The 22,930-nt window shown below is 76.5% G+C and carries 2 protein-coding genes (1 of these 2 running past the window's edge); both read left to right on the plus strand.

The window, feature by feature from the left end:
* On the plus strand, nt 1-3,794 hold the 3' portion of the coding sequence (locus ACL03H_RS11240) for an amino acid adenylation domain-containing protein (RefSeq protein ID WP_412811104.1). 811 nt of this gene lie to the left of the window's left edge; only the last 3,794 of its 4,605 coding nucleotides appear in the window; the start codon falls outside the window, past its left edge; its stop codon occupies nt 3,792-3,794.
* Nucleotides 3,791-22,924, plus strand: a complete 19,134-nt coding sequence (locus ACL03H_RS11245) for an SDR family NAD(P)-dependent oxidoreductase (RefSeq protein ID WP_412811105.1) — start codon at nt 3,791-3,793, stop codon at nt 22,922-22,924. Before ACL03H_RS11240 ends, ACL03H_RS11245 begins: the two co-directional genes overlap by 4 nt.
* Nucleotides 22,925-22,930: the final 6 nt, after the last annotated feature.

A 22,930-nucleotide genomic window follows, 5' to 3' on the forward strand; every position in this document is an offset into this window, starting at 1 on the left:
TCGACGGGCACGAGTGGCACCGCGTCCTGGACACCGCCCGCGCGTTCGGGGTCACCGCCTTCAGCGTGGTGCACGCCGCCTTCACCGCCCTGCTGCACCGCGCGAGCGGGCAGCGGGACATCGGCGTGCTGGTGCCCACCGACGGCCGGCCGGAGCACCGCTTCGACGACACCACCGGCTACCTGATCAACCCGGTGGTGCTGCGCACCACCTGCGACCCGGGCCGCACCGGGCGACAGCTGATCGACGCCACCCACGAGGCGATGCTCGACGCCGAGGACCACGGCGGCCTGCCGTTCGCGGCCGTCGTCGACGAGCTGCGGCGCCACGACCCGGCAGCGGCCTTCGACATCGGCTTCTACCTCCAGCACGGCGTCGGCGCCGATCAGGACATGGCCGCCGGGCAGAGCCTGTTCACCGACGCGATGGAGCTCACCCAGCTCGGCGAGAACGACCTGGTCGTGGAGATCGTGGTGCGCGGCGAGGGTGCGCTGCTCTACCTCAAGTACGCCCAGGACGTCTTCGACCGCGCCACCGCGCAACGGCTCGCCGAGCACTACCGCCTGGTCCTGGCCGGAATCGTCGCCGACCCCGACCGCCCGATCAGCTCGATCCCGCTGGCGACCCCCGCCGAAGCCGCCCTGCTGCGGCGGGCCAACGACACCGCCGCGCCGCTGCCGGACGCGGGCACCGCGGCCGAGCTGGTGCTGGCCCGCGCGGCCGAGCACCCCGGTCGGCCCGCGCTGGTGGACGCCGACCGGCAGCTCAGCTACGGGGAACTCGCCCAGCGGGTGCGCCGCTGCGCCGCCGCGCTGCGCGAGCGGGGCCTGGGCGCCGGCCGGACCGTCGGGCTGCTGCTGGACCGCCGCGCCGACCTGGTCGTGGCGATGCTGGCCACCCAGCTGACCGGGGCCGCCTACGTGCCGATGGACCCGGAGTTCCCGGCCGCGCGCTTGGCGTTCATCGCCACCGACGCCGCGCTCTCCGCGCTGGTGGTGGATGCGGCCTCGGCCGACCGGCTGCCGGCGGAGGCGCCGGGCGCGCGCGTCCGGGTCGACGAGCTCGTCGACGAGACCGGCTCCGGCTCCGGCTCCGAACCACCGACCGGGTCAGGTGGGCTGGACCAGCTCGCCTACGTCCTCTACACCTCGGGTTCCACCGGCACCCCCAAGGGCGTCGAGGTCACCCACGGCAACCTGCTCAACCTGCTGGCCGCGATGGCGCGACGACCCGGTTTCGGCCCCGCCGACCGGATGCTGGCGCTGACCACCGCCGGGTTCGACATCTCCGCGCTGGAACTGCTGCTGCCGCTGACCACCGGAGGGCTGCTGCACATCGCCCCGGCCGAGGTGGTCGGGGACGGGGCCGCGCTGGCGGCGCTGATCGACGAGTCCGCCCCCACCGCCGTGCAGGCCACCCCCGCCACCTGGCGCCTGCTGCTGGCAGCGGGGTGGCGCGGCCGGATCCGCGGCCGCCTGCTCTGCGGAGGGGAGGCGCTGCCCCGGGACCTGGCCGACGCGCTGCTGGGCAGGGCCGAGCAGGTGTGGAACATGTACGGCCCCACCGAGACCACGATCTGGTCCTCGGCGGGCCGGGTCCGCTCCCACGGCCCGGTGACCGTCGGCACCCCGATCGCCAACACCACGTTCCGGGTGCTGGACGCCGACGGCGCCGAGGTCCCCTTCGGGGCGCGCGGCGAGCTGCACATCGGTGGCGCGGGCGTGGCCGCCGGCTACCGCGGCCGCCCCGAGCTGACCGCCGAGCGCTTCGCGCACGACCCCGCCACCGGGCAGCGGCTGTTCCGCACCGGTGACCTGGCGCGCTGGGAACCCGACGGGTCGCTGCGGCTGTTCGGCCGCACCGACCGGCAGGTGAAGCTGCGCGGCTACCGCATCGAACTCGGCGAGGTCGAGGACGCGGTGCGCGGCACCGGCCTGGTCCGGGACGTCCGCGTGCTGCTGCGCGAGCAGGACGACGGGCACCGGGAGCTGGTGGCGTTCCTGCTGGCCGACGCCGACCCCGGACCGCGCCTGCGAGACCGCCTCGCCGAGCTGCTGCCCTCGTACATGGTCCCGGCCCGGCTCGCGGTGCTGCCGGAGTTCCCGGAGACGCCGAACGCGAAGGTGGACCTCGCCGCGCTCGCCGGGATGGACCCGGGTCCCGCCGCGCCGCGGCCCGCCCGCGCGGCGCCGCACCGGGACGCGGAGCTGGTGGGGGAGCTGCGCCGGATCGCCGCGGACATCGCCGGCGCGGCGCGGGAGCAGATCCCGCTGGACCGCCCGCTGGGCGAGTCCGGGTTCGATTCGATCCGGTTCACCCGCTTCAGCAGCGAGATCGGGGACCGGTTCGGGGTGCGGGTGGCGCCCACCGCGTTCTACGCGCACCCCACCCTGACCGGCCTCGCCGCCCACCTCGGCACCGCGTTCCCGGACGCGTTCACCGCCCGGGGGCCGGATCCCGGGACCGCGGCGGCACCGCCCGGCCCGGCCGGGTACCCGCCGGTGGCGATCGTGGGCATCGGCGCGCGGTTGCCCGGCTCGGACGACCTCGACGAGTTCTGGGGGCATCTGGAGGCCGGGCGCGACCTCATCCGCCCCTATCCCGTCGAGCGGGGGTTCGCCGCGCGCCTGTTCGGCGACGAGCCGGAGTTCCGCGGCGCGTTCGTGCGCGACGTGGAGTCCTTCGACGCCGCGGCGTTCCGCATCTCCCGGCGGGAGGCGGCGCAGATGGACCCGCAGCAGCGGCTGCTGCTGCACGCCGCGCAGGAGGCGGTGCTCGACGCCGGGCACGCCCCGGCCAGCCTGGCCGGGAGCCGCACCGGGGTGTTCGTCGGGCTCAGCGGGTCCGACTACCGCGACCTCGTGGGGCCGGACGCGGCGCGGGCCGGGGACCACTTCCTGCTCGGCAACGTGCCCTCGATCGCGGCGAACCGGATCTCCTACGTCTTCGACCTGCACGGCCCCAGCGCCACCTGCGACACCGCCTGCTCCAGCTCGCTGGTCGCGCTGCACCGGGCCGCCCGGTCGCTGCAACTCGGCGAGTGCGACGCGGCGCTGGCCGGCGGGGCGAACCTGCTGCTGGCGCCCTACGGATTCGCCGGGCTGAGCAGGGCGGGGATGCTCAGCCCCGACGGCCGCTGCAAGACCTTCGACGCCCGCGCCGACGGCTACGGGCGGGGCGAAGGGGTCGTGCTGCTCATGCTCAAGACCCTCGATCGCGCCCTGGCCGACGGTGACCCGGTGCACGCGGTGCTGATCGGCTCCGCGGAGAACCACGGCGGACGCACCCACTCGCTCACCGCCCCCAGCCCGCGGGCGCAGGCCGAGGTGGTCCGCGCCGCCCACCGGGCGGCGGCGGTCCCGCCCGACTCGATCGACTACCTGGAGGCCCACGGCACCGGGACCCGGCTCGGCGATCCGATCGAGATCGACGGACTCGCGGCGGCGTTCGCCGAGCTGTACGCGGAGTGGGGGACACCGGTGCGCGCCGGACGCACCGGGATCGGCTCGGTCAAGACCAACATCGGCCACCTGGAGTCGGCCGCCGGAGCGGCCGGGGTGGTGAAGGTCGTGCTGGCGATGCGCCACCGCACCCTGCCGGGAATGGCGGGCGCGCTGCGGCCGAACCCGATGATCGACCTGGCCGGCAGCCCGTTCCGGCTGCACGAGCGGACCTCGGCGTGGGACGGCGGCACGAGTCCGCGCCGCGCCGGGGTCAGCTCGTTCGGCATGGGAGGCAGCAACGTGCACGTGGTGCTGGAAGACGCACCGCAGGAGAGAGGGAACGCGCGATGACCACGGCGAACGGATCGCAGGCCCGGCACGTGGTCGTGCTCTCCGCCGGAGGCGAGCAGCAGCTCGACCGGTACGCGGCGCGGATCCGGGACTGGGCCGCCGGGAACCCCGGGGCCGAGCTGTCCCGCGTCGCCCACACGCTGCAGGTGGGACGGGACGCCCTGGAGCACCGGCTGGCGGTGGTCGCCGGAACGCTCGCGGAGCTGGCCGAGCGGTTGCGCACCGGCGACGGCGCGCACCGGGGCCTCGCCCGGCGGGACGGCGGTGTCCCGCTCGACCCGCGCGCGCTGGACCCCGCGGAGCTGGCGCGGCAGTGGGTGGCGGGCGCCGAGGTCGACTGGCTCGCACCGCACCAGGACGCCACGCCGCCCGCGCGGCTCTCGCTGCCCACCCCGCCCGGGGTGCACCGCGAGTACTGGATCGACCCGCCCGAGTCCGGGGACGCGCCGCCGGACGCGGTGCGGGTGCTCACCGGCGACGAGTTCTACCTGCGCGACCACGTCCTCGGAACCGCGCGCGTGCTGCCCGCCGTGGCCAGCCTGGAGTTCGCCGTCGCCGGGGCCGCCCGCGCCGGGCACCGGGTCACCGGGATCGCGCACGTCATGTGGGCGCGGCCCGTGGTGGTCGGCGACGAGCCCGCGACGATCCGGGTCAGCTACCGCCCGGTGCCCGACGGGCTGTCCTACGAGCTGCGCCGGGACGACGCCGACGGCGCGCTGTGCGCGACCGGCACCCTCCGGAGCACCCCCGCGGAGCAGCCGTCACCGGTCGATCCGGCCGCGATCCGCGAGCGCTGCGCCCGCAGCACCAGCGGCGAGGAGTGCTACGCGGAGTTCACCAGGCTCGGCGGCGGCTACGGGCCGAGCCTGCGCGGGCTGCGGTCGGTGCGGCACCGGCCGGGGGAGGCGCTGGCCGAGGTCGCGGTGCCCGCGGCCGCCGACGCACCGCTCGACGGGTTCACCCTGCACCCCTCGCTGCTGGACGCGATGTTGCAGACGGCGCTGTGGACGGCGGAGCAGCCGGGAGCGGTCGGCGAGCGGGAGCTGCCGTTCTCGGTCGGCTCCGTGGAGTGGTTCGGCCCGCTGCCCCGGAGCGGTCTCGTGCACGCGGTGGCCACCGGCGACGCCCACGAGATCGCGCTGCTGGACGACGAGGGCCGGGTCGCGGTGCGGATGCGGGAGGTCGTCACCCGCGCCACCGGGCAGGCGGGTCCCGGTGCGCAGCAGCCGCGGACCGAGCTGCTCGCGCAGCGCTGGCGGCCCGAACCGGCCGGGACCGCCGAGACCCCGCCGGGCGAGGTGGTCGTCATCGGGGCCGCGCTGGCGGAGCTGCTGCGGCCCACTCCGCTGGGCCGCGTCGGGTTCCGCACCGAGGAGCCCGGCGAACCGGTCGGCGGCCTGACCGGGTCCCAGCCGCTGCTGGTGCTCGCCGACGGCGACACCACCGGCGACCCGTTCGAGACCACCACCGCGTTCTTCCGCTCGTGGGTCGCCCGCGGCGACCGGCGCCCGGTCCGGCTGCTGCACCTGCACCGGCGCAGCGGAGACGTCACCGATGCCCGGCACGCGGCGCTGGACGGGCTGGCGCGCACCATCGCCCGGGAGCACCCGGACTTCCTGCTCGGCGTGATCACCGCCGAGGACACCACCGAGCTCGGCGCGCTGCTTTCCGCCGAAGCCGCCGGTGACCACGCCTTCCAGGTCCGCTGCACCGGCGGTCGCCGCGAGGTCCCGGCCTGGGAACCGGTCGCGATCACCGGCCAGGCGGCACCGCCGCGCCCCGACGGCACCTACCTGATCACCGGTGGCACCGGGGCGATCGGCCGGGCGCTGGTGGAGCACCTGGGCGATCGGGGCCGGTTCGTGCTCACCGGCCGGTCGACGGTCGCCGACCTCGCCGAGCTGCGCGCCGTTGGGGCGCGGGTGCACCACTACCCGGCCGACCTCGGCCGCCCGGGCGCGGCCGCGGAGCTGGTGCGGCAGGTGCACGACGACCTCGGCCCGCTGCACGGGGTGCTGCACCTGGCGGGCACCACCCGGGACTCGCTGCTGGCCCGCAAGACCGACGCCGAGATCGCCGAGGTGCTGGGGCCGAAGGTGCGCGGCACGGTCGAGCTGGACCTGGCCACCGCGCGGGACCCGCTGGAGTTCTTCGTGCTGTTCTCCTCGCTGTCCGGTGCGGCGGGCACTCCCGGGCAGGCCGACTACGCCTACGCCAACCGGTTCCTGGACGACTTCGCCCGGTGGCGCCGCGAGCAGGACAGGCCCGGCCGCACCCTGTCGCTGCTGTGGCCGCTGTGGGCGGAGGGCGGGATCCGCGCGGACGCCGACGACGCCACCCAGCAGCGCCTGGCGCAGCGGATCGGGCTGCGGCCGCTGCCCACCCCGGAGGCGCTGGCCGCGTTCGACACCGCGCTGCGCCACGACGGGGACCACCTCCTCGTCGCCCACGGCGACCCCCACCGGCTGCGCGGGGTCCTCGACGCCCGCGTGCCCGCGCCCGGCCCCCGCGCGGAGCCCGCGCCCTCGACCGTTGACCTGCGCGGACCCGCCGAGGACCTGCTGCGCGGCGTGCTGGCCGAGGTCTTCGACGTGGCCGCCGAGGAGATCGAGCCGGACGCGGCGTTCGAGCTCTACGGCATCGACTCGCTGCTGATCATGGACCTGACCCGGCGGCTGGAGGAGCACTTCGGCTCGCTGCCCAAGACGCTGTTCTTCGAGTACCAGGACCTCGCCGCGCTGACCGGCTACTTCCTGGACCGGCACGGCGACCGGCTCGCCGAGCTGCTCGGCCCCCGGGTGCCCGCCCCCGTCCAGGTGGCGGAGCCGCCGCCCGCGGCGGACCCCGTCCCCGCCGAGCCCCGCCCGGCAGGCACCCCGGAACCGATCGCGATCATCGGGGTCGCCGCCCGGTTCCCGGGATCCCCCGGGCTGGACGGCTTCTGGGCCGACCTGCGGGCCGGGCGCGACCTGATCACCGAGATCCCGCCGGAGCGCTGGGACTGGCGCGACTACGACCAGGCGACCCCGGCCGACCGGGCCGCCGAGTACAGCAGGTGGGGCGGTTTCCTCGACGGCGTCGAGGAGTTCGACCCGCTGTTCTTCGGCATCTCGCCCCGCGAGGCCGAGATCATCGACCCGCAGGAGCGGCTGTTCCTGCAAACGGCGTGGCACACCGCCGAGAACGCCGGCTACACCCGCGCCGAGCTGCGGGCCCGCCGCACCGGGGTCTACGTGGGCGCGATGTACACGCTCTACCAGCTCTACGAGGGCGAGGACGGGCGCATCGCCGCCTCCTCCTACGCGGCCATCTCCAACCGGGTCTCCTACACGCTCGGCCTCACCGGCCCGAGCCTGGCCGTGGACACCATGTGCTCGTCGGCGCTGAGCGCGATCCACCTGGCCGTGCGCGATCTGCGCTCCGGGGACGCCGAACTCGCCCTCGCCGGCGGGGTCAACCTGCACGTGCACCCGTACAAGTACCGGTTCCTCGGGCAGGGCGGGTTCACCTCCAGCGACGGGCGCTGCCGCAGCTTCGGCGAGGGCGGCGACGGCTACGTGCCGGGGGAGGGCGTCGGGGCGGTGCTGCTCAAGCCGCTGGCCGCCGCGCGCCGGGACGGCGACCACGTGCACGGCGTCATCCTGGCCAGCGGCGTCAACCACGGCGGCCGCACCAACGGCTTCACCGTGCCCAACCCGGTCGCGCAGGGCGACCTCATCGCGGGCGCGCTGCGGGAGTCCGGGATCGACCCCGGTTCGCTGGGCTACCTGGAAGCGCACGGCACGGGCACGGCGCTCGGCGACCCGGTGGAGATCCGGGGCCTGGGTCGCGCGTTCGGCGACGCCGACCTGCCGCCCGGTGGCCTGCCGATCGGCTCGGTCAAGGCCAACGTCGGGCACCTGGAATCCGCCTCCGGCATGGCCGGGCTGTGCAAGGTGCTGCTGCAGCTGCGCCACCGCGAACTGGTGCCCTCGATCCACGCCGAGGAGCTCAACCCGAACATCGACTGGGACGAGGTCCCCTTCGCGGTGCAGCGCGCGGTGGCGCCCTGGCACCGCCGCGACGAGCTGCCGCTGCGGGCCGGGATCAGCTCGTTCGGCGCGGGCGGCGCCAACGCGCACCTGATCGTCGAGGAGCACCGCCCGCACCGGACCCCGCGCGCGGCGACCGGCCCGTGGCTGTTCCCGCTGTCGGCGAAGACGCCGGAACGGCTGCGGGTGCTGGCCGCCGAGCTCGCCGACTTCCTGGAGGGCGAGCCGCCGGGCGACTCAGCCCGGCTGGCCGACGTGGCGCACACCCTGGCCGTGGGCCGGGAGGAGTGCCCGGACCGGATGGTGGTGCTGGCCTCCTCGGCGCCGGAGCTGGTCTCCCGGCTGCGCGCGGGCGACGGGGACGGGGTCTGGAGCGGTACCGCCCGCGGCCGATCCCGCCGGACGAGCCCGGACGGCGACGACCCCGCCGCTCTCGCCCGGGCGTGGGTGTCGGGATCCCCGGTGGACTGGCCCGGCGCGGGAGCGGCCGACCGGTGCCGCGTGCCGCTGCCCGGCTACCCGTTCGAACGGATCCGGTGCTGGATCACCCCCGGCACCGGGGCCCTGTGGCGGCCGGCCGGCGCGGCCGGCCACCCCCTGCTGGGCTCGATCGACCCGGCCGGGAGCCTCGACGGGCTCGCCTTCCGCAGCACCTTCGGGCCGGACCACCCGCTGATCACCGATCACCGCGTGGGCTCGTCCCGGCTGCTGCCCGGTGCGGCGGTGCTGGAGATGGCGCTGGCCGCCGCCGCCGAGGCCGGGATCCCGGCGCCCGCGCTGCGCGGCGTGCGCTGGCTGCGCCCGCTCGTGGTGACCGACGCCGAGCGGGCGGTCCGGCTGCGGCTGTCCCGCGGCGGGGAGCGGATCGCCTTCGCCCTGCTCGACGACTCCGGCGCGGAGCTGGCCGGGGGAGAGGTGATCTCCGACCCGGTCGCCGACGACGAGGAGGTGGACCTCGACGCGCTGCGGCAGCGCTGCCCGCGGCGGCACGACGCGGCGCGGCTGTACGCGGACCTGGCCGAGCACGGGCTCGTCTACGGCCCTTCGCTGCGCGGCGCCGAGCAGGTCGCCACCGGCGGCGGTGAGGCCCTGGTGCGCCTCGTCGTCCCGGCCGGCGGGCTGGACGGCTGCGGGCTGCACCCGGCCGCGCTCGACAGCGCCCTGCACGCCCTGGGCGTGCTGCGCGACCGCACCGCCGGTCCGGCGATGGTGCCGTTCGCGGCGGCCTCGGTCGAGCTGCGGCACCCGGTGCCGCGCCGCTGCCACGCCCACGTGCGCCCCGCCGGGGCCGATCGCTACGACGTGGTGCTGCTCGACGACGGCGGCACCGTGCTGGCGCGGGTCCGGGACCTCGCGCTGCGCCCGGCCGCCGGCGCCGAGCGCCCGGCCGCGGCGGAACCGGCCGCTCAGGATCCCGAGCTCGACGGTCTCGTGTTCGCCGCCGAGTGGGTCGCGCGGCCCGGCGAACCGGTCGCGCCCGCGCCCGGCGGGCTCTGGGTGATCGCCGAGCCGGAATCCGCGGTGGCCGAGGCGATCGTCGCCTCGGCGGACGGACCCGCATCGCGGCTCGCACCGCGGCGGCTGGACGCCGCGCGGGACCTGCCGCTGCCCGCCGAGATCCACTGGCTCGCCGGATCCGGTGCCGCCCGCACCGACGACCCGGACGCGCTGGAGACCGCGCAGCGCAGCGGTGTGCTCGGGCTGTTCGGTCTGGTGAAGTCGCTGCTGGCGCGCGGCGCGTCGGCTCACCGGCTGCGGATCGTCGTCGGCACCACCGACGCCTGCCCGGTTCCGGGGCACCCGGTGCACCGGCCGTTCGCGGCGAGCCTGCACGGGTTCGCCCTCTCCCTCGCCCAGGAGCTCCCGGACTGGCAGGTGGTGGTGGCCGACCACGGCAGCACCGACGACCCCATCCAGGTGGCCCGCGCGCTGCGCACCCTGCCCCCGGGCGGGCCGCACGCCCTGCGCGGCGGGGTGGTGCACCAGCGCAGGTTGCGGCCGGTGCGCCCCACCCCGGGCCGCGCGGCGCTGCGCACCGGCGGGGTGTACGTGCTCCTCGGCGGGGCCGGGGGGATCGGGCTGGAACTCGCCGAGCGGCTGGCGCGGCGGTACCGGGCGCACGTCGTGCTGGTGGGCCGCAGCGAGCTGGACCCCGGGCGGCGCGACCGGATCGCCCGGGCCGAGGGCCTGATCACCTACCACCGCGCCGACGCGACCGATCCGACGGCGCTCGGCGAGGTCTTCGAGCGGGCCGAAGCCGCGCACGGGGCGGTGCACGGCGTCTTCCACGGCACCATCGTGCTGCGCGACCAGAGCATCGCGGCGATGCCGGAGGAGGCGTTCCGGGAGGCCTTGGAGGCCAAGACCCGCACCAGCGTGGCGATGCGGGCCGCTCTCGGCGCCCGCGAACCGGACTTCGTGGTGTTCTTCTCCTCGGCGGTGGCGCTGTCGGGCAGCGCGGGGCAGAGCAACTACGCGGCGGGCGCCGCGTTCGAGGACGCCTACGGCCACCACCTCGACGCCCGGCTGGGCACCTCGGTGCGGGTGGTGAACTGGGGCTACTGGGGCACCGTCGGCATCGTCGCCGACGAGGCGCACCGCGAGCGGCTGGCCGCCGCGGGCATCCACTCGCTGAGCCCGGACGAAGGGCTCAGCGCCCTCGAACACGTCCTCGCCGGCGACGAACCCCAGGTCCTGGTGATGCGCGCCGACCGGCAGGTGCTCGCCGCCGCCGGGGCGGACTTCGCCGAACCGGAGGCCCCCGAACCGGATGTCTCCGGCGACGGTGAGCTGGTCGCGGAGCTCGCCGCGCGCCCACCGGTGCCGCGGCTGCTCGGCCCGGAGGAGGACGACCGGCTCGACCGGGTGCTGCTGGACTGCCTGTGGGCGGAGTTCCGCGACCGCGGCGTCCCGTGGCCGGGGGAGCGGGACCTGCGGACGGCGTCGCTGGCGCAGCGCATCGGGGTGCTGCCCGAGCGGCGGCGGTTGTTCGCCGAGCTGATCCGGGTGCTGGCCGGGGGCGGCTACCTCACCGGCGCCGAGGGCTCCTACGCGGTGGCCGACCGGGCCCCGGAGCCGCCTGCGGCGCCGCGGGAGGAACTGGTGCGGCTGTGCGAGCGGACCCCGGCGCTGCGCGGCTTCGACCGGTTGCTGCTGCCCTGCCTGGAGAACCTGTTCCCGGTGCTGCGCGGCGAGGTGCGCGCCACCGACGTGCTGTTCCCCGGCGGCTCCAGCGAGCTGGTGGAGGGCGCCTACCGGGGCAGCCCGGTGGTCGACCGCGCCAACGAGCTGGTGGTCGGCGCCGTGCTGGACCACGTGCGGCGCGCGACCGGACCGGTGACGGTGCTGGAGATCGGCGCCGGGACCGGCGGCACCACCGCCGCCCTGCTGCCCGCCCTCGCGGACCGGCCGGTGCGCTACGTCTACACCGACCTCTCCCGGGCGTTCCTGCAGCACGGGCGCGCGCTGTTCGCCGAGCGGCACCCGTTCGTCGAGTTCCGGCCGCTGGACATCTCCCGCGACGTCGAACCGCAGGGGTTCGAGCCCGGCGGGGCGGATGTCGTGGTGGCCGCGAACGTGCTGCACGCGACCGAGGACCTGCTGGGCACCCTGCGCCAGGTCCGCCGGCTGCTGCGGCCGGGCGGGCGGTTGGTGCTCAACGAGGCGACGAGCAACGTGCTCACCGCGACGCTCACCTTCGGGCTGCTGGACGGCTGGTGGCTCAACCGGGACGAGCACCTGCGGCTGCCGGGGAGCCCGCTGCTGTCCGGCGCGGGATGGCGTTCGGCGCTGGCCGAGGGCGGATTCGGCCGCAGCCGCGCGCTGCCCGCCGACGAGGGCGGGGCCCAGCACGTCGTCGTGGCCGAGGCCACCCGTGCGGAAGCCGCCGCCGGGGCACCGGCCGCACCGCCCGCCGCGCCCGGGGCCGAGCCGGTCGCCGAACCGGAGGCGGCGGGCGACGGCCCCGAAGCCGCGGCGCAGGAACTGGTGCGCACCGCGTTCGAGGAGGTCCTCAGCGTCCCCGGGGACCGGCTGTGGCTGGACGAGACCTACGAGAACTTCGGCGTCGACTCGCTGACGGTCCCGCGCATCACCGACCGGCTGGCCAGCCAGGTCGGGGAGCTGCCCGCGACGCTGCTGTTCGAGCACCCGACCATCCGCCAGGTCGCCGCGCACCTGGTCGAGCGATACCCCGGCGCGTTCCGGGCCCCGGCGCCGAGCAGCCCCGCTCCCGCCACCGCCCCTCCGACCGCCCCAGCACCGGCCGCGGTCGCCGCTCCCGACCCGATGCCCTCGCGCGGGATCGCGGTCATCGGCGTCGCCGGCCGCTACCCGGCCGCTGCCGACGTCGAGGAGTTCTGGCGGAACCTCCGCGCCGGGCGGGACTGCGTCCGCGAGGTTCCCCCCGAGCGCTGGGACTGGCGCTCGGAATCCGATGTGGATGGTCATCCGGTCGGGCGCTGGGGTGGGTTCCTCGACGGCATCGACGAGTTCGACCCCCGGTTCTTCCAGCTTTCCAAGCACGAAGCCGAGCTCACCGACCCCCAGGAACGGCTGATGCTGCAAACGGCCTGGCACGCGCTGGAGGACGCCGGGTGCACCCGGTCCCGCCTGCGCGACCACCGGGTCGGCGTCTACATCGGCGTGATGTACGGCCACTACCAGCTGTTCGAGAACGAGCAGGGGCTCGCGGGCGGCATGGGATCGGCGTCGATCGCCAACCGGGTGTCCTACTTCTTCGACTTCGACGGCCCCAGCCTGGCCGTGGACACCATGTGCTCGTCCTCGCTGACCGCGGTGCACCTGGCGTGCCAGGCGCTGACGGCGGGCGAGATCGATCACGCCCTGGTCGGCGGGGTCAACCTGACGCCGCATCCCCGCAAGCACCGCCAGCTCGCCGCCGGCGGGTTCACCTCCAGCGACGGCCGGTGCCGCAGCTTCGGCGCGGGCGGGGACGGCATGGTGCCCGGCGAAGGTGTCGGCGCCGTGCTGCTCAAACCGCTGGCCGATGCCGAGCGCGACGGCGACCGGGTGCTGGGCGTGCTGCTGGGCTCCTCGGTCAACCACGGCGGCAAGACCGGCGGGTTCGCGGTGCCGAACCCGGCCGCGCAAGGCCGGTTGATCGGTGAGGCGCTGCGCGCCGCCCAGATCGCCCCGGGCGCGGTGTCCTACGTGGAGGCGCACGGCACCGGGACCGCGCTCGGCGACCCCACCGAGATCGCCGGGCTGACCCGCGCGTTCGGGACCGGGGCCGACGCGGCGGGACCGATCGCGCTGGGCTCGGCGAAGTCCTCCATCGGGCACCTGGAATCCGCGGCGGGCATCGCCGCGCTGACCAAGGTGCTGCTGCAGCTGCGGGAGCGGGAGCTGGTGCCGTCGCTGCACGCCGACCCGCCGCATCCGGACATCGACTGGTCGGCCACCCCGTTCCGGGTGCAGCGGGAGCGGGCCGCGTGGACCGGGGCGGCCCCGCTCGTGGCCGGGATCAGCGCGTTCGGCGCGGGCGGCTCCAACGCGCACCTGATCGTGGCCGAGCCGCCCGCACCGGCGCCGCCCCGGCAGCAGCGGCGCCGCGCGCGCCTGTTCCCCTTCTCCGCGCGCGACGCCGAGCGCCTGGACGAGGTCGTGCGCGGTGTCGCCGGAGCGCTGGCGGCGGCGGGGCCAGCGGACGAGGCGGTGCTCGCCGAACTGCTCGACCTGACCGGGGTGCCCGCCGAGCGGTCCGACGACCCGCTCGACGAGCTCGGCGTCGACCCGGCGACGGTCCTGCGGCTGCTGCGTCGCGGCAGCGGTGCGGTGCGGCCCGGCGCCCCGCACGCCGGCCTGAGCCTGCGCGGCCTGGCGGCCGAGCTCGGCGGCGCGGGCACCGGCGTCGACCTGGACCGGCTCGCCGGCACGCTCCAGCTCGGCCGGGAGCCGATGGCGCACCGGCTCGCCGTGATCGCCTCCGACGCGGCGGAGCTGGCCGCCCTGCTGGCGGACTTCCTCGCCGGGAGCCGCACCGCTGAACATCACGTCGGCATCGCGGACGAGGAACCGGTCCGGCGGCCCGTTCCCGCCGACCCGGACCTCGCCGAGCTGGCCCGCGCCTGGGTGCGCGGCGCCGAGCTCGACTGGGCGGGGCTGCACCCCGAGCGGCCGCGACCGATGTCGCTGCCGGGCTACCCGTTCGCGCGCACCCGCTGCTGGATCGACGCCGCGCCCGACCGCCGCCCGGGCGCACCGGAACCCGCCAGCGGAGGAACCGCCGAGGAACCGGTCCGCACCCGGGTGCTGGCCCTCCTCGCCGAGGTCAGCGGCCACCCGGTCGACGAGATCGACCCGTCGGGCACCTTCCACGACCACGGACTCGACTCGCTGAGCCTGCTGAAGCTGGCGAACCGCGCCGGCGCGGAGTTCGGGATCCCGATCGGCCCGGACCAGCTGCTCGCCACGCCCACCGCTCGGGCGCTCAGCGACTGGCTGATCGCGAAGGGCGGCGTCCGCGCCCCCGAGCGGGCTGCCGCCTCCCGCACCTCCACCTCGGCCCCGGCGAACTCCGCGGACCCGATCGCGATCGTCGGCATGGCCGCGGCGCTGCCCGGCTCCGCCGACCTCCGGTCGTTCTGGGCGAACCTCGCGGCGGGTGCCGAGCTGATCTCGGAGGTCCCCGCCGACCGCTGGGACTGGCGCGCCGCCCACGGCGACCCGGCGGCGCGGCCCGGCAGCACCCGGATCACGCGGGCGGGCTTCATGCCGGGCGTGGACCGCTTCGACCCGCTGTTCTTCGGCATCTCCCCGCGCGAGGCGAAGTGGATGGACCCGCGGCAGCGGCTGCTGCTGCGCACCACGTGGAGCGCCCTGGAGGACGCGGGCATCGATCCGCACGCGCTGGCGGGCACCAGCACCGGGCTGTTCGTCGGAGCCGGAGCGTCGGAGTACGCCGAGCTGATCCAGCGGTCCGGGGTGGCCACCGACGCCTACGCCTCCACCGGGCTGACCCCGTCCATGCTGGCCAACCGGATCTCCTACCAGCTCGACCTGCGCGGCCCGAGCGAACCGGTGGACACCGCCTGCTCCAGCTCGCTGGTCGCGCTGCACCGGGCAGCGGAAGCGGTGCGGCTCGGGCACTGCGACACCGCCCTCGCCGGCGGGGTCAGCGTGCTGCTCGGGCCCGGTGCGTTCGCCTCGCTGGAGCAGGCCGGGATGCTCAGCCCCGACGGGGTGGGGCGGGCCTTCGCCGCCGACGCGGCCGGATACGTGCGCGGCGAGGGCGTCGGGGTCGTGGTGCTCAAGCGCCTCAGCCGCGCGCTCGCCGACGGCAACCCCGTGCACGGGCTGCTGCGCGGCACGGCGGTCAACCACGGCGGCCGGGCGAACTCGCCGACCGCGCCGAACCCGCTCGCCCAGGCCGAGGTGGTGGTGCGCGCGCACCGCGAGGCGGGAACGGACCCCGCCACGATCGGCCTGGTCGAGGCGCACGGCACCGGCACGGTCATCGGGGACCCGGCGGAGGTCAACGGACTGAAGCGGGCGTTCGCCGAGCTCTACCGCGACTGGGGGCATCCCGCCCCGGCAGGACCGCACTGCGCGCTCGGCGCGCTCAAGAACGTCATCGGCCACCTGGAACCCGCGGCGGGCATCGCCTCGGTGGTGCGGGTGCTGCTGTCGATGCGGCACGGCCGGTTCACCGGCAACCCGAACATCGGCGAGCTCAACCCGCACCTGGACCTCACCGGCTCGCCGTTCCACGTCCCGGTCGCGGCCCAGGGCTGGCCGCGCCCGGCCGACGGGGTGCCGCGCCGCGCCGGGGTGAGCTCGTTCGGATACGGGGGAGTGAACGCGCACGTGGTGCTGGAAGAACACCTGCCGGAGGACGACCAGGCGCGGGCGGGCGAGCCGGTGGTCTTCGCGCTCTCCGCGCGCGACCCGCAGCGGCTGCGCGCCTACGCGGAGTCCTTCCTCAGCAACGCCGCCGAGTGGGCGCACGACCTCGCGGGCACCGCCCGCACGCTGCACGTCGGCCGCCCCCGGCTGCCGCAGCGGCTGGCGTTCACCGCGCGGGACGGCGCCGAGGCGATCAGCCGCCTCCGCGAGTTCCTGGCCGGGGACGCGGCGGCGGTGCGCACCGGGCGCGTCGAGAACGCGGACGGCGCGGTGCACCCCGGGACGGACCCGGAGGGCATCGCCGCCGGGTGGGTGCTCGGCGCGGAAGCCGACTGGGACCGCCTGCCCACCGGCTCCGCGCGGATGCGCCCGCTGCCGACCTACCCGTTCGCCGCGGAACCGCACTGGTTCACCGAGCGGCGCGGCGGCGAGCTCAGCGAAGGCGAGCTCAGCTGGTTCCGCGCGGCCTGGACCGCCCGGGCCGCCCCGCCGGAAGGCCCGCTGCCGGGCGCGGTGCTCGTGCTCGGGGAGCTCGCCCTGCCCGGAGCGGTGCACGTGCGCCCCGGCGCGGAGTTCCGCGAGGACGCGCCCGGCTCGTTCGAGATCCGGCCGGAGGAGGCCACCGACCACCTGCGGCTGCTGCGGACCCTGCGCGAGCGCGGAGTGCGGATCACGCGGGTGGTGCACTCGTGGACGCTGGCCGAGCAGGACGCCGACCGGGCGTTCGCGCGGGGACCGGAGGCGGTCTTCCTGCTCCTGCGGGCGTTCCTGGAACTGGGAGCCGAGGGACTGGACCGGGTGCACGTGTTCGCGCCGGACGGCGATCCGCTGGCCGAGGCTTGGGGCGGTTTCGACGCGTCGCTGCGCGCGGTGCTGCCCGGGCTGGCGTTCTCGGTGGTGCGGGTGTCCGGGGAGGTCGAGCCCGAGCGGCTGCGCCGCGAGGTCGCCGCCGAGCACCTCGACGCCACGATGGTGCGGTTGACCCCGGACGGGCGCAGCGTGCGCGCGGTCCTCGAGGCCGAGCCCGTCCCGGCCGGGCCCTCGCCGCTGCGACCCGGCGGCACCTACCTGATCACCGGGGGGCTGGGCGGGCTGGGACGGCTGCTGGCCCGGTCGCTGGTGGCCCGCGGGGCCCGCCTCGCGCTCACCGGGCGGTCCGGAGTGGACGACGAGCGCGCCGCGGCGATCGCCGAGCTGCGCGCCCTCGGCGGCGAGGTCGAGCACTTCACCGCCGATGTGACCGACGCGCGGGCGATGGCCGCGGTCGTCGCCGAGGTCGATCGGCGGTGGGGCGCGCTGCACGGGGTGTTCCACCTGGCCGGGACCGCCTCGCGCACCGCGCTGCCGGACAAGGACCTGGCCGAGTTCCGCGGCCGGCTGCGCGAGCGCGTGGCGGGCACGAGGGTGCTCGACGAGGTGACCGCGCACGAACCGCTGGAGCTGTTCGTGCTCTACTCCTCGACCGCCGGGCAGCTCGGGGACTTCGGCCTGCTCGACTACGCCGTCGGCGCCCGCTACCTGGACGGCTACGCCGAGGAGCGCGAGCGCAGGAGAGCGGCCGGGCTGTGCCGGGGGCGGTCGGTGGCCGTCGACTGGCCGATGTGGCGCCACGGCGGGATGCACGTCGCGCCCGAGGACGAGCACCGCTACCTGGCGAGCACCGGCTTCCGCTACCTCGACGACGAGGAGGGCCACGCGGCGCTGGAGCGGGTGCTGCGCAGCGGGTCCGGTCACGCGATCGTGCTGCCCGGCGAGCCGCAGCGGATGCGCGAGCTGGTCGAGCGCGCCACGGCACCGCCCCGGCCGCGGCCCGCGCCGGAACCCACCGCCTCGCACGCCGCGCCGGACCAGGGCCCCGCGCCCGCCCCGTCCGCGGACGCCGTGGCCCTCGTCCGGGAGCTGGTGGCCGGGATCGTCGAACTGCCCGCCGCGCGGCTCGACGTCGACGCCGGATTCGGCGAGTACGGGCTCGACTCGTTCGGCCTGCAGAACCTGGCCGCGGCGCTGTCCGCGCGGTGTGGCGTCGAGGTGCCGACCACGACGCTGTTCGGCGCCAACACGATCAGCAGGCTCGCCGCCCACCTGGTCGAGGAGTTCCCGCGAGCCCTGCCGCCGCAACCGGCCGCCGAGACCGCACCGCTGCCCGCGTCCCCGCCCCAGCCCCAGCCTCGACCCGAGCCCCAGCCCGAGCCGATCGCGGAGCACGACGCGGCCGCCGAGCCGATCGCCGTGATCGGCATGAGCGGCCGCTTCCCCGGCTCACCCGATCTGGAGTCGTTCTGGCGGAACCTGGCCGAGGAGCGCGACCTCATCACCGAGGTCCCCGGGGACCGCTGGGACTGGCGCGCGGTCTCCCGCGAGCACGGCGCCGAGGCCCGCTGGGGCGGTTTCCTCGACGAGGTGGACCGGTTCGACCCGCTGTTCTTCCGGATCTCCCCGCGCGAAGCGGAGGTCATGGACCCGCAGCACCGGCTGTTCCTGGAGCACACCTGGTCGGCGCTGGAGGACGCCGGGCAGCGCCCGGACCTGCTGGCGGGCCGGCCGGTGTGCGTGTTCGCGGGCGTCCAGTTCAACGACTACGAGTCGATGGTGCTCGACGGCGGCGCCGACAACGCCCACACCGGGACCGGGCTGGCCCGCACCATGCTCGCCAACCGGATCTCGTACCTGCTGGACCTGCGCGGTCCCAGCGAGAGCGTGGACACGGCGTGCTCCAGCTCGCTGGTCGCGCTGCACCGGGCGGTGCGCTCGCTGCGCTCCGGGGAGAGCGAGCTGGCCATCGCGGGCGGGGTGAGCCTGGTGCTGTCCGCGCAGACCGTGGTGGCGGGCCACCGGCTCGGCGTGCTGTCCCCGGACGGCCGCTGCAAGGCGCTCGACGCCGGCGCCGACGGTTACGTCAAGGGCGAAGGCGTCGCGGCACTGGTGCTCAAACCGCTCTCGCGGGCCCTGGCCGACGGCGACCGGGTGCACGCGGTGATCCGGGGCAGCGCCGTGGGACACGGCGGGCACGCCAGCTCGCTGACCGCCCCCAACCCGCTCGCCCAGGCCGACCTGCTCGCCGCCGCCTACCGGGACGCCCAGGTGCCGATCGGCACCGTGTCCTGCTGGGAGCTGCACGGCACCGGCACCCGGCTCGGCGACCCGGTCGAGGTGGAGGCGCTGCGCACCGCGCACCGGCGCGCCGCCGGGACCACCTCGGAGGTGGCGTGCGGACTCGGCACGGTCAAGAGCAACATCGGGCACCTCGAACCGGCGGCGGGCATCGCGGGCGTGTGCAAGGTGATCCTCGCGATGCGCCACCGCACCCTGCCCGCGACGCTGCACCTCGACGAGCTGAACCCGCTGATCCGCCTGGACGGGACCCGGTTCGAGCCGGTGCTCCGCACCCGCGCCTGGGAACCGGTGGACGGCTCCGGGGCGGCGCTGCCGCTGCGGGCCGGGGTCAGCTCGTTCGGCTTCGGCGGGGTCAACGCGCACGTGGTGCTGGAGGAACCCCCCGCGCCCCGGGTGGCCGCCGAGTCCACCGGCCCGGAGGTGTTCCTGCTCTCCGCCCTGGACGACGCGGCGCTGCGCCGGCACGCGGCCCGCGTCGCGGACTTCCTGGACCGCACCGACGCGCCGCTGGCCTCGCTCGCGCACACCTCGCAGGTCGGTCGCACGCCGCTGGCCGCGCGGCTGGCCGTCGTCGCCGAGTCCACCGGCCAGCTGCGCGCGGCGCTGGCGGAGTTCGCGACCGGGGATCGCCCCGGCACCACCTCCGCCGCCGAGCACGACTGGCTCACCGAACCGGAGGGCCGCGCCTACCTGGCCAGGCTCGCCCGCGAAGGGCGATGGGACCGGATCGCGCGCCTGTGGGAGACCGGGGCGGAGGTGGCCTGGGCCGAGCTGCGCTCCCACCGCCCGCCGCTGACCAGCCTCCCCGCCTACCCGTTCGCCCGCGACCGGCACTGGCTGCCAGCGCCAGCAGCGCCGGTGGCCCCGGCGGCCGCGGAGCCCGGCTCCGGGCAGCGGCGCCTGCTCACCCGCGGGTGGCGACGGGCCGAGCCGGTCGAGCACCCGCGGCCCCCGGAGGACGGCTTCCTCGTCCTGGCCGGGCCCGCCAGCGCCGAACTCGCCCGCAGCGCCTTCGACGGCCGCGCCCGGATCGTCGTGCTCGACGACGACGCCGACGCGGACCCCGTGACCGGGGACCGGCTGGCGGCCCAGGCGGCCGGGGCCGGCGGCGTGCTCGACCTCGTCGACCTGAGCGCCCGCCCCACCACGACGTCCGTCGGCTGGGCGCGGATCCGCCTCGCCCAGGAGCTCGTCGCGGCCCACCGCACCACCGGGGCGTGGTACCTGCACCTCACGGGCGGGCACGGCGGCGCCGCCGAGCTGCGCGGCGCCGGTCTCGACGGGCTGCTGCGGGCGGTGGCGGCGGAATACCCCTCGGTGCTGGCGCGCACCGCCGAGGTCGACGAGCTCACCCCCGCCGGGTTGCGGCGACTGCTGGCCGACGAGCTCGGCGCGCCGGAACCGGTGGCCGAGGTCCGAGTGCGCTCGGGCGAGCGCCACCTGCCGGAGCTGCTGCCGATCGACGCCCCCGCCGCGACGGACTGGTGCCACGACCTCGCGGGCCGCACCGTGCTGATCACCGGCGGCACCGGGGCCCTCGGCCGCGCGGTGGCCGCCCGGCTGATCGAGCGCGGCGCCGACCGGCTCGTGCTCGCCGGGCGCACCGCACTGCCGGACCCGGGGAGGTGGGCGGAGGCGCTGGCCGATCCGGGCACCGATCCGGCCGTGGCCCGCAGGCTCCGCGCCCTGCTGGACCTGCGCCGCCCCGGGGTGCGGATCACCGCACCGGCCATGCCGGTGGAGGACCGCGACCGCGTTCGCGCGGTGCTGGAGGAGATCCGCCGGGAGAGCGGCCCGATCCACGGGCTGATCCACTGCGCGGGGGTCGGGCTGGTGGACGATCCCGCGTTCATCGCCAAGGGCATCGACGCGATGCGCTCGGTCCTGGCGCCGAAGGTCACCGGCACGCGCGAGCTGTTCGACGGCTGCGGGGAGGACCCGCTGCGGTTCGCGGTGCTGTTCTCCTCCGTCGCCGGGGCGGTGCCCGCCCTCGGGGCCGGGTTGAGCGACTACGCGCTGGCGAACTCGTTCCTGGACCGCTTCGCCGAACACCGCGCCGGGACCGGCTCGCCGACGGTGGTGCGCGCGATCCAGTGGCCGAGCTGGCGCTCGGACGGGATGCCGGAGGTGCGCACCCGCGCCTACCAGGAGCTGGGGCTGCGCACGCTGGACGTCCCCACCGGACTCGACCTGCTGGATCGCGCGATGAGCGCGGAGGCCCCGGTGGTGCTGCCCTGCGTCGTGGACCCGGAGAGGTTCGATCCGGCCCGGCTCACCGCCGTCCCCTGGCGCGCGCGCCCCGCCCCGGCACGCCCCCACCGGGAGCCTCGGCCGGACGCGGCACCGGAACCGCTCGTGGCGCGGCTGACCGAGGTGTTCGCTGGGCAGCTGCGCCTGGACCCGGCCCAGCTGGCGCCGGACGCGGACTTCGCCGACCTCGGCGTCGACTCGATCATGATCGCTCAGCTGCTGTCGGCGCTGGAGCGCGAGCTCGGCGTCGTGGCCGAACCCTCCGCGCTGCTGGAGAACCCGACGATCCGCCAGCTCGCCGACCACCTTGGCGAGCGGCTTCCCGCCCCGGCGGCGCCCGCGGGCGAGCCGGAACCCGCGGGCGAAGCGGAACCCGCCGCGCCCGAACCCGGTGCGCGCGCGGTGAGCGCACCACCGGGCGGCGGCGAGCAGGGCGGCGGCACCCCGATGGCCGTGATCGGCATGGCCTGCCACTTCCCGGGCGCACCCGATCACGCGGCCTTCTGGCGCAACCTCGTCGCGGGCGTCGACTCGATCGGCGAGGTCCCGCCCACCCGCTGGGACCCCGACCGGTACCACCTGCCGCACCCCGCCCCCGGCAGCAGCGCGAGCCGGTGGGGCGGATTCCTCGACGGCATCGAGGAATTCGACCCGGAGCACTTCGGCCTGGACCCCGCGGGCGCCCGGTGGGTCGACCCGCTGGTCCGGCAGTTCCTGGAGGTCTCCGCGGAATGCCTGGCCGACGCCGGGCTGCGCCCGCAGGACGTCCGGGGCAGCGCGCTGGGCGTCTACGCCGGGGCGCGCACGGCGAACTTCGGCAGCCACCACTCCGGAGCGGGCCGGGACGCGATCAGCGGCATGGCGCAGAACTTCATCGCCGCGCACGTCTCGCACCACCTCGACGTGCACGGGCCCGCCGTGGTGATCGACTCCGCCTGCTCGTCCTCGCTGGTCAGCGTGCACCTGGCCGCGCAGGCGCTGCGGGCGGGAGAGGTCGACCTGGCACTGGCGGGCGGGGTGGAGATCCTGCTCGACCAGGTGCCCTTCGTCGGCATGAGCGAGGCCGGTGCGCTCTCGCCGACCGGCCGCTGCCGCACCTTCGACGAGAGCGCCGACGGGATCGCCCTCGGCGAAGGAGCGGGGGTGCTGCTGCTCAAGCGGTTGCCGGACGCGCTGCGCGACGGAGACCCGATCCACGCCGTGCTGGAGGGCAGCGCCGTCAACAACGACGGCCGCACGATGGGCATCACCACGCCGAACCCGCTGGCCCAGCAGCGCACGATCGAACGAGCCTGGCGCGCCGCCGGGATCCGCGCCGAGCAGCTCGGCTACGTCGAGGCGCACGGCACCGGCACGAAGATCGGCGACCCGATGGAGCTCAAGGCGCTCACGGAGGTTTTCCGCCGGGAGACCGGGGACGTCGGGTTCTGCGGAGTCGGCAGCGTCAAGACCAACATCGGCCACACCCTCAGCGCCGCGGGCATCGCCGGACTGCTCAAGGTGATCCTCGCGGTGCGCCACGGGCAGCTGCCGCCGACGCTGCACTGCCCGCGGCTGAACCGGCGCTTCCGGTTCGAGGACTCCCCGCTGTACCCGGTGCGGGAGCTGCGCGACTGGCCCGGCCGGGACGGGGTGCGCCGCGCCGCGGTGAGCTCGTTCGGCTTCGGCGGCACCAACGCGCACGCGGTGGTGCGCCAGGCCCCGGACGGGCACGTGGGCCGCGACCCGCTGCCCCCGATCCGCTACCGGCGCCGCCGGTTCTGGTTCGACGAGGCGGACGAGGTGGACGAGGCGGCGGATCCCGGCGCGAACGGCACCACCCCGGCGGCCGATCCCGAGGTGCGGCCGTTCTTCGAGCTGCGGTTCTGAACCCAC

It is taken from the genome of Saccharopolyspora antibiotica (assembly GCF_047200635.1).
GTDB lineage: Bacteria > Actinomycetota > Actinomycetes > Mycobacteriales > Pseudonocardiaceae > Saccharopolyspora_C.

Bases quoted from the DNA above. Each gene is read 5' to 3' on its own strand.
- ACL03H_RS11245 (WP_412811105.1), top strand. From the start codon at position 3,791: ATGACCACGGCGAACGGATCGCAGGCCCGGCACGTGGTCGTGCTCTCC.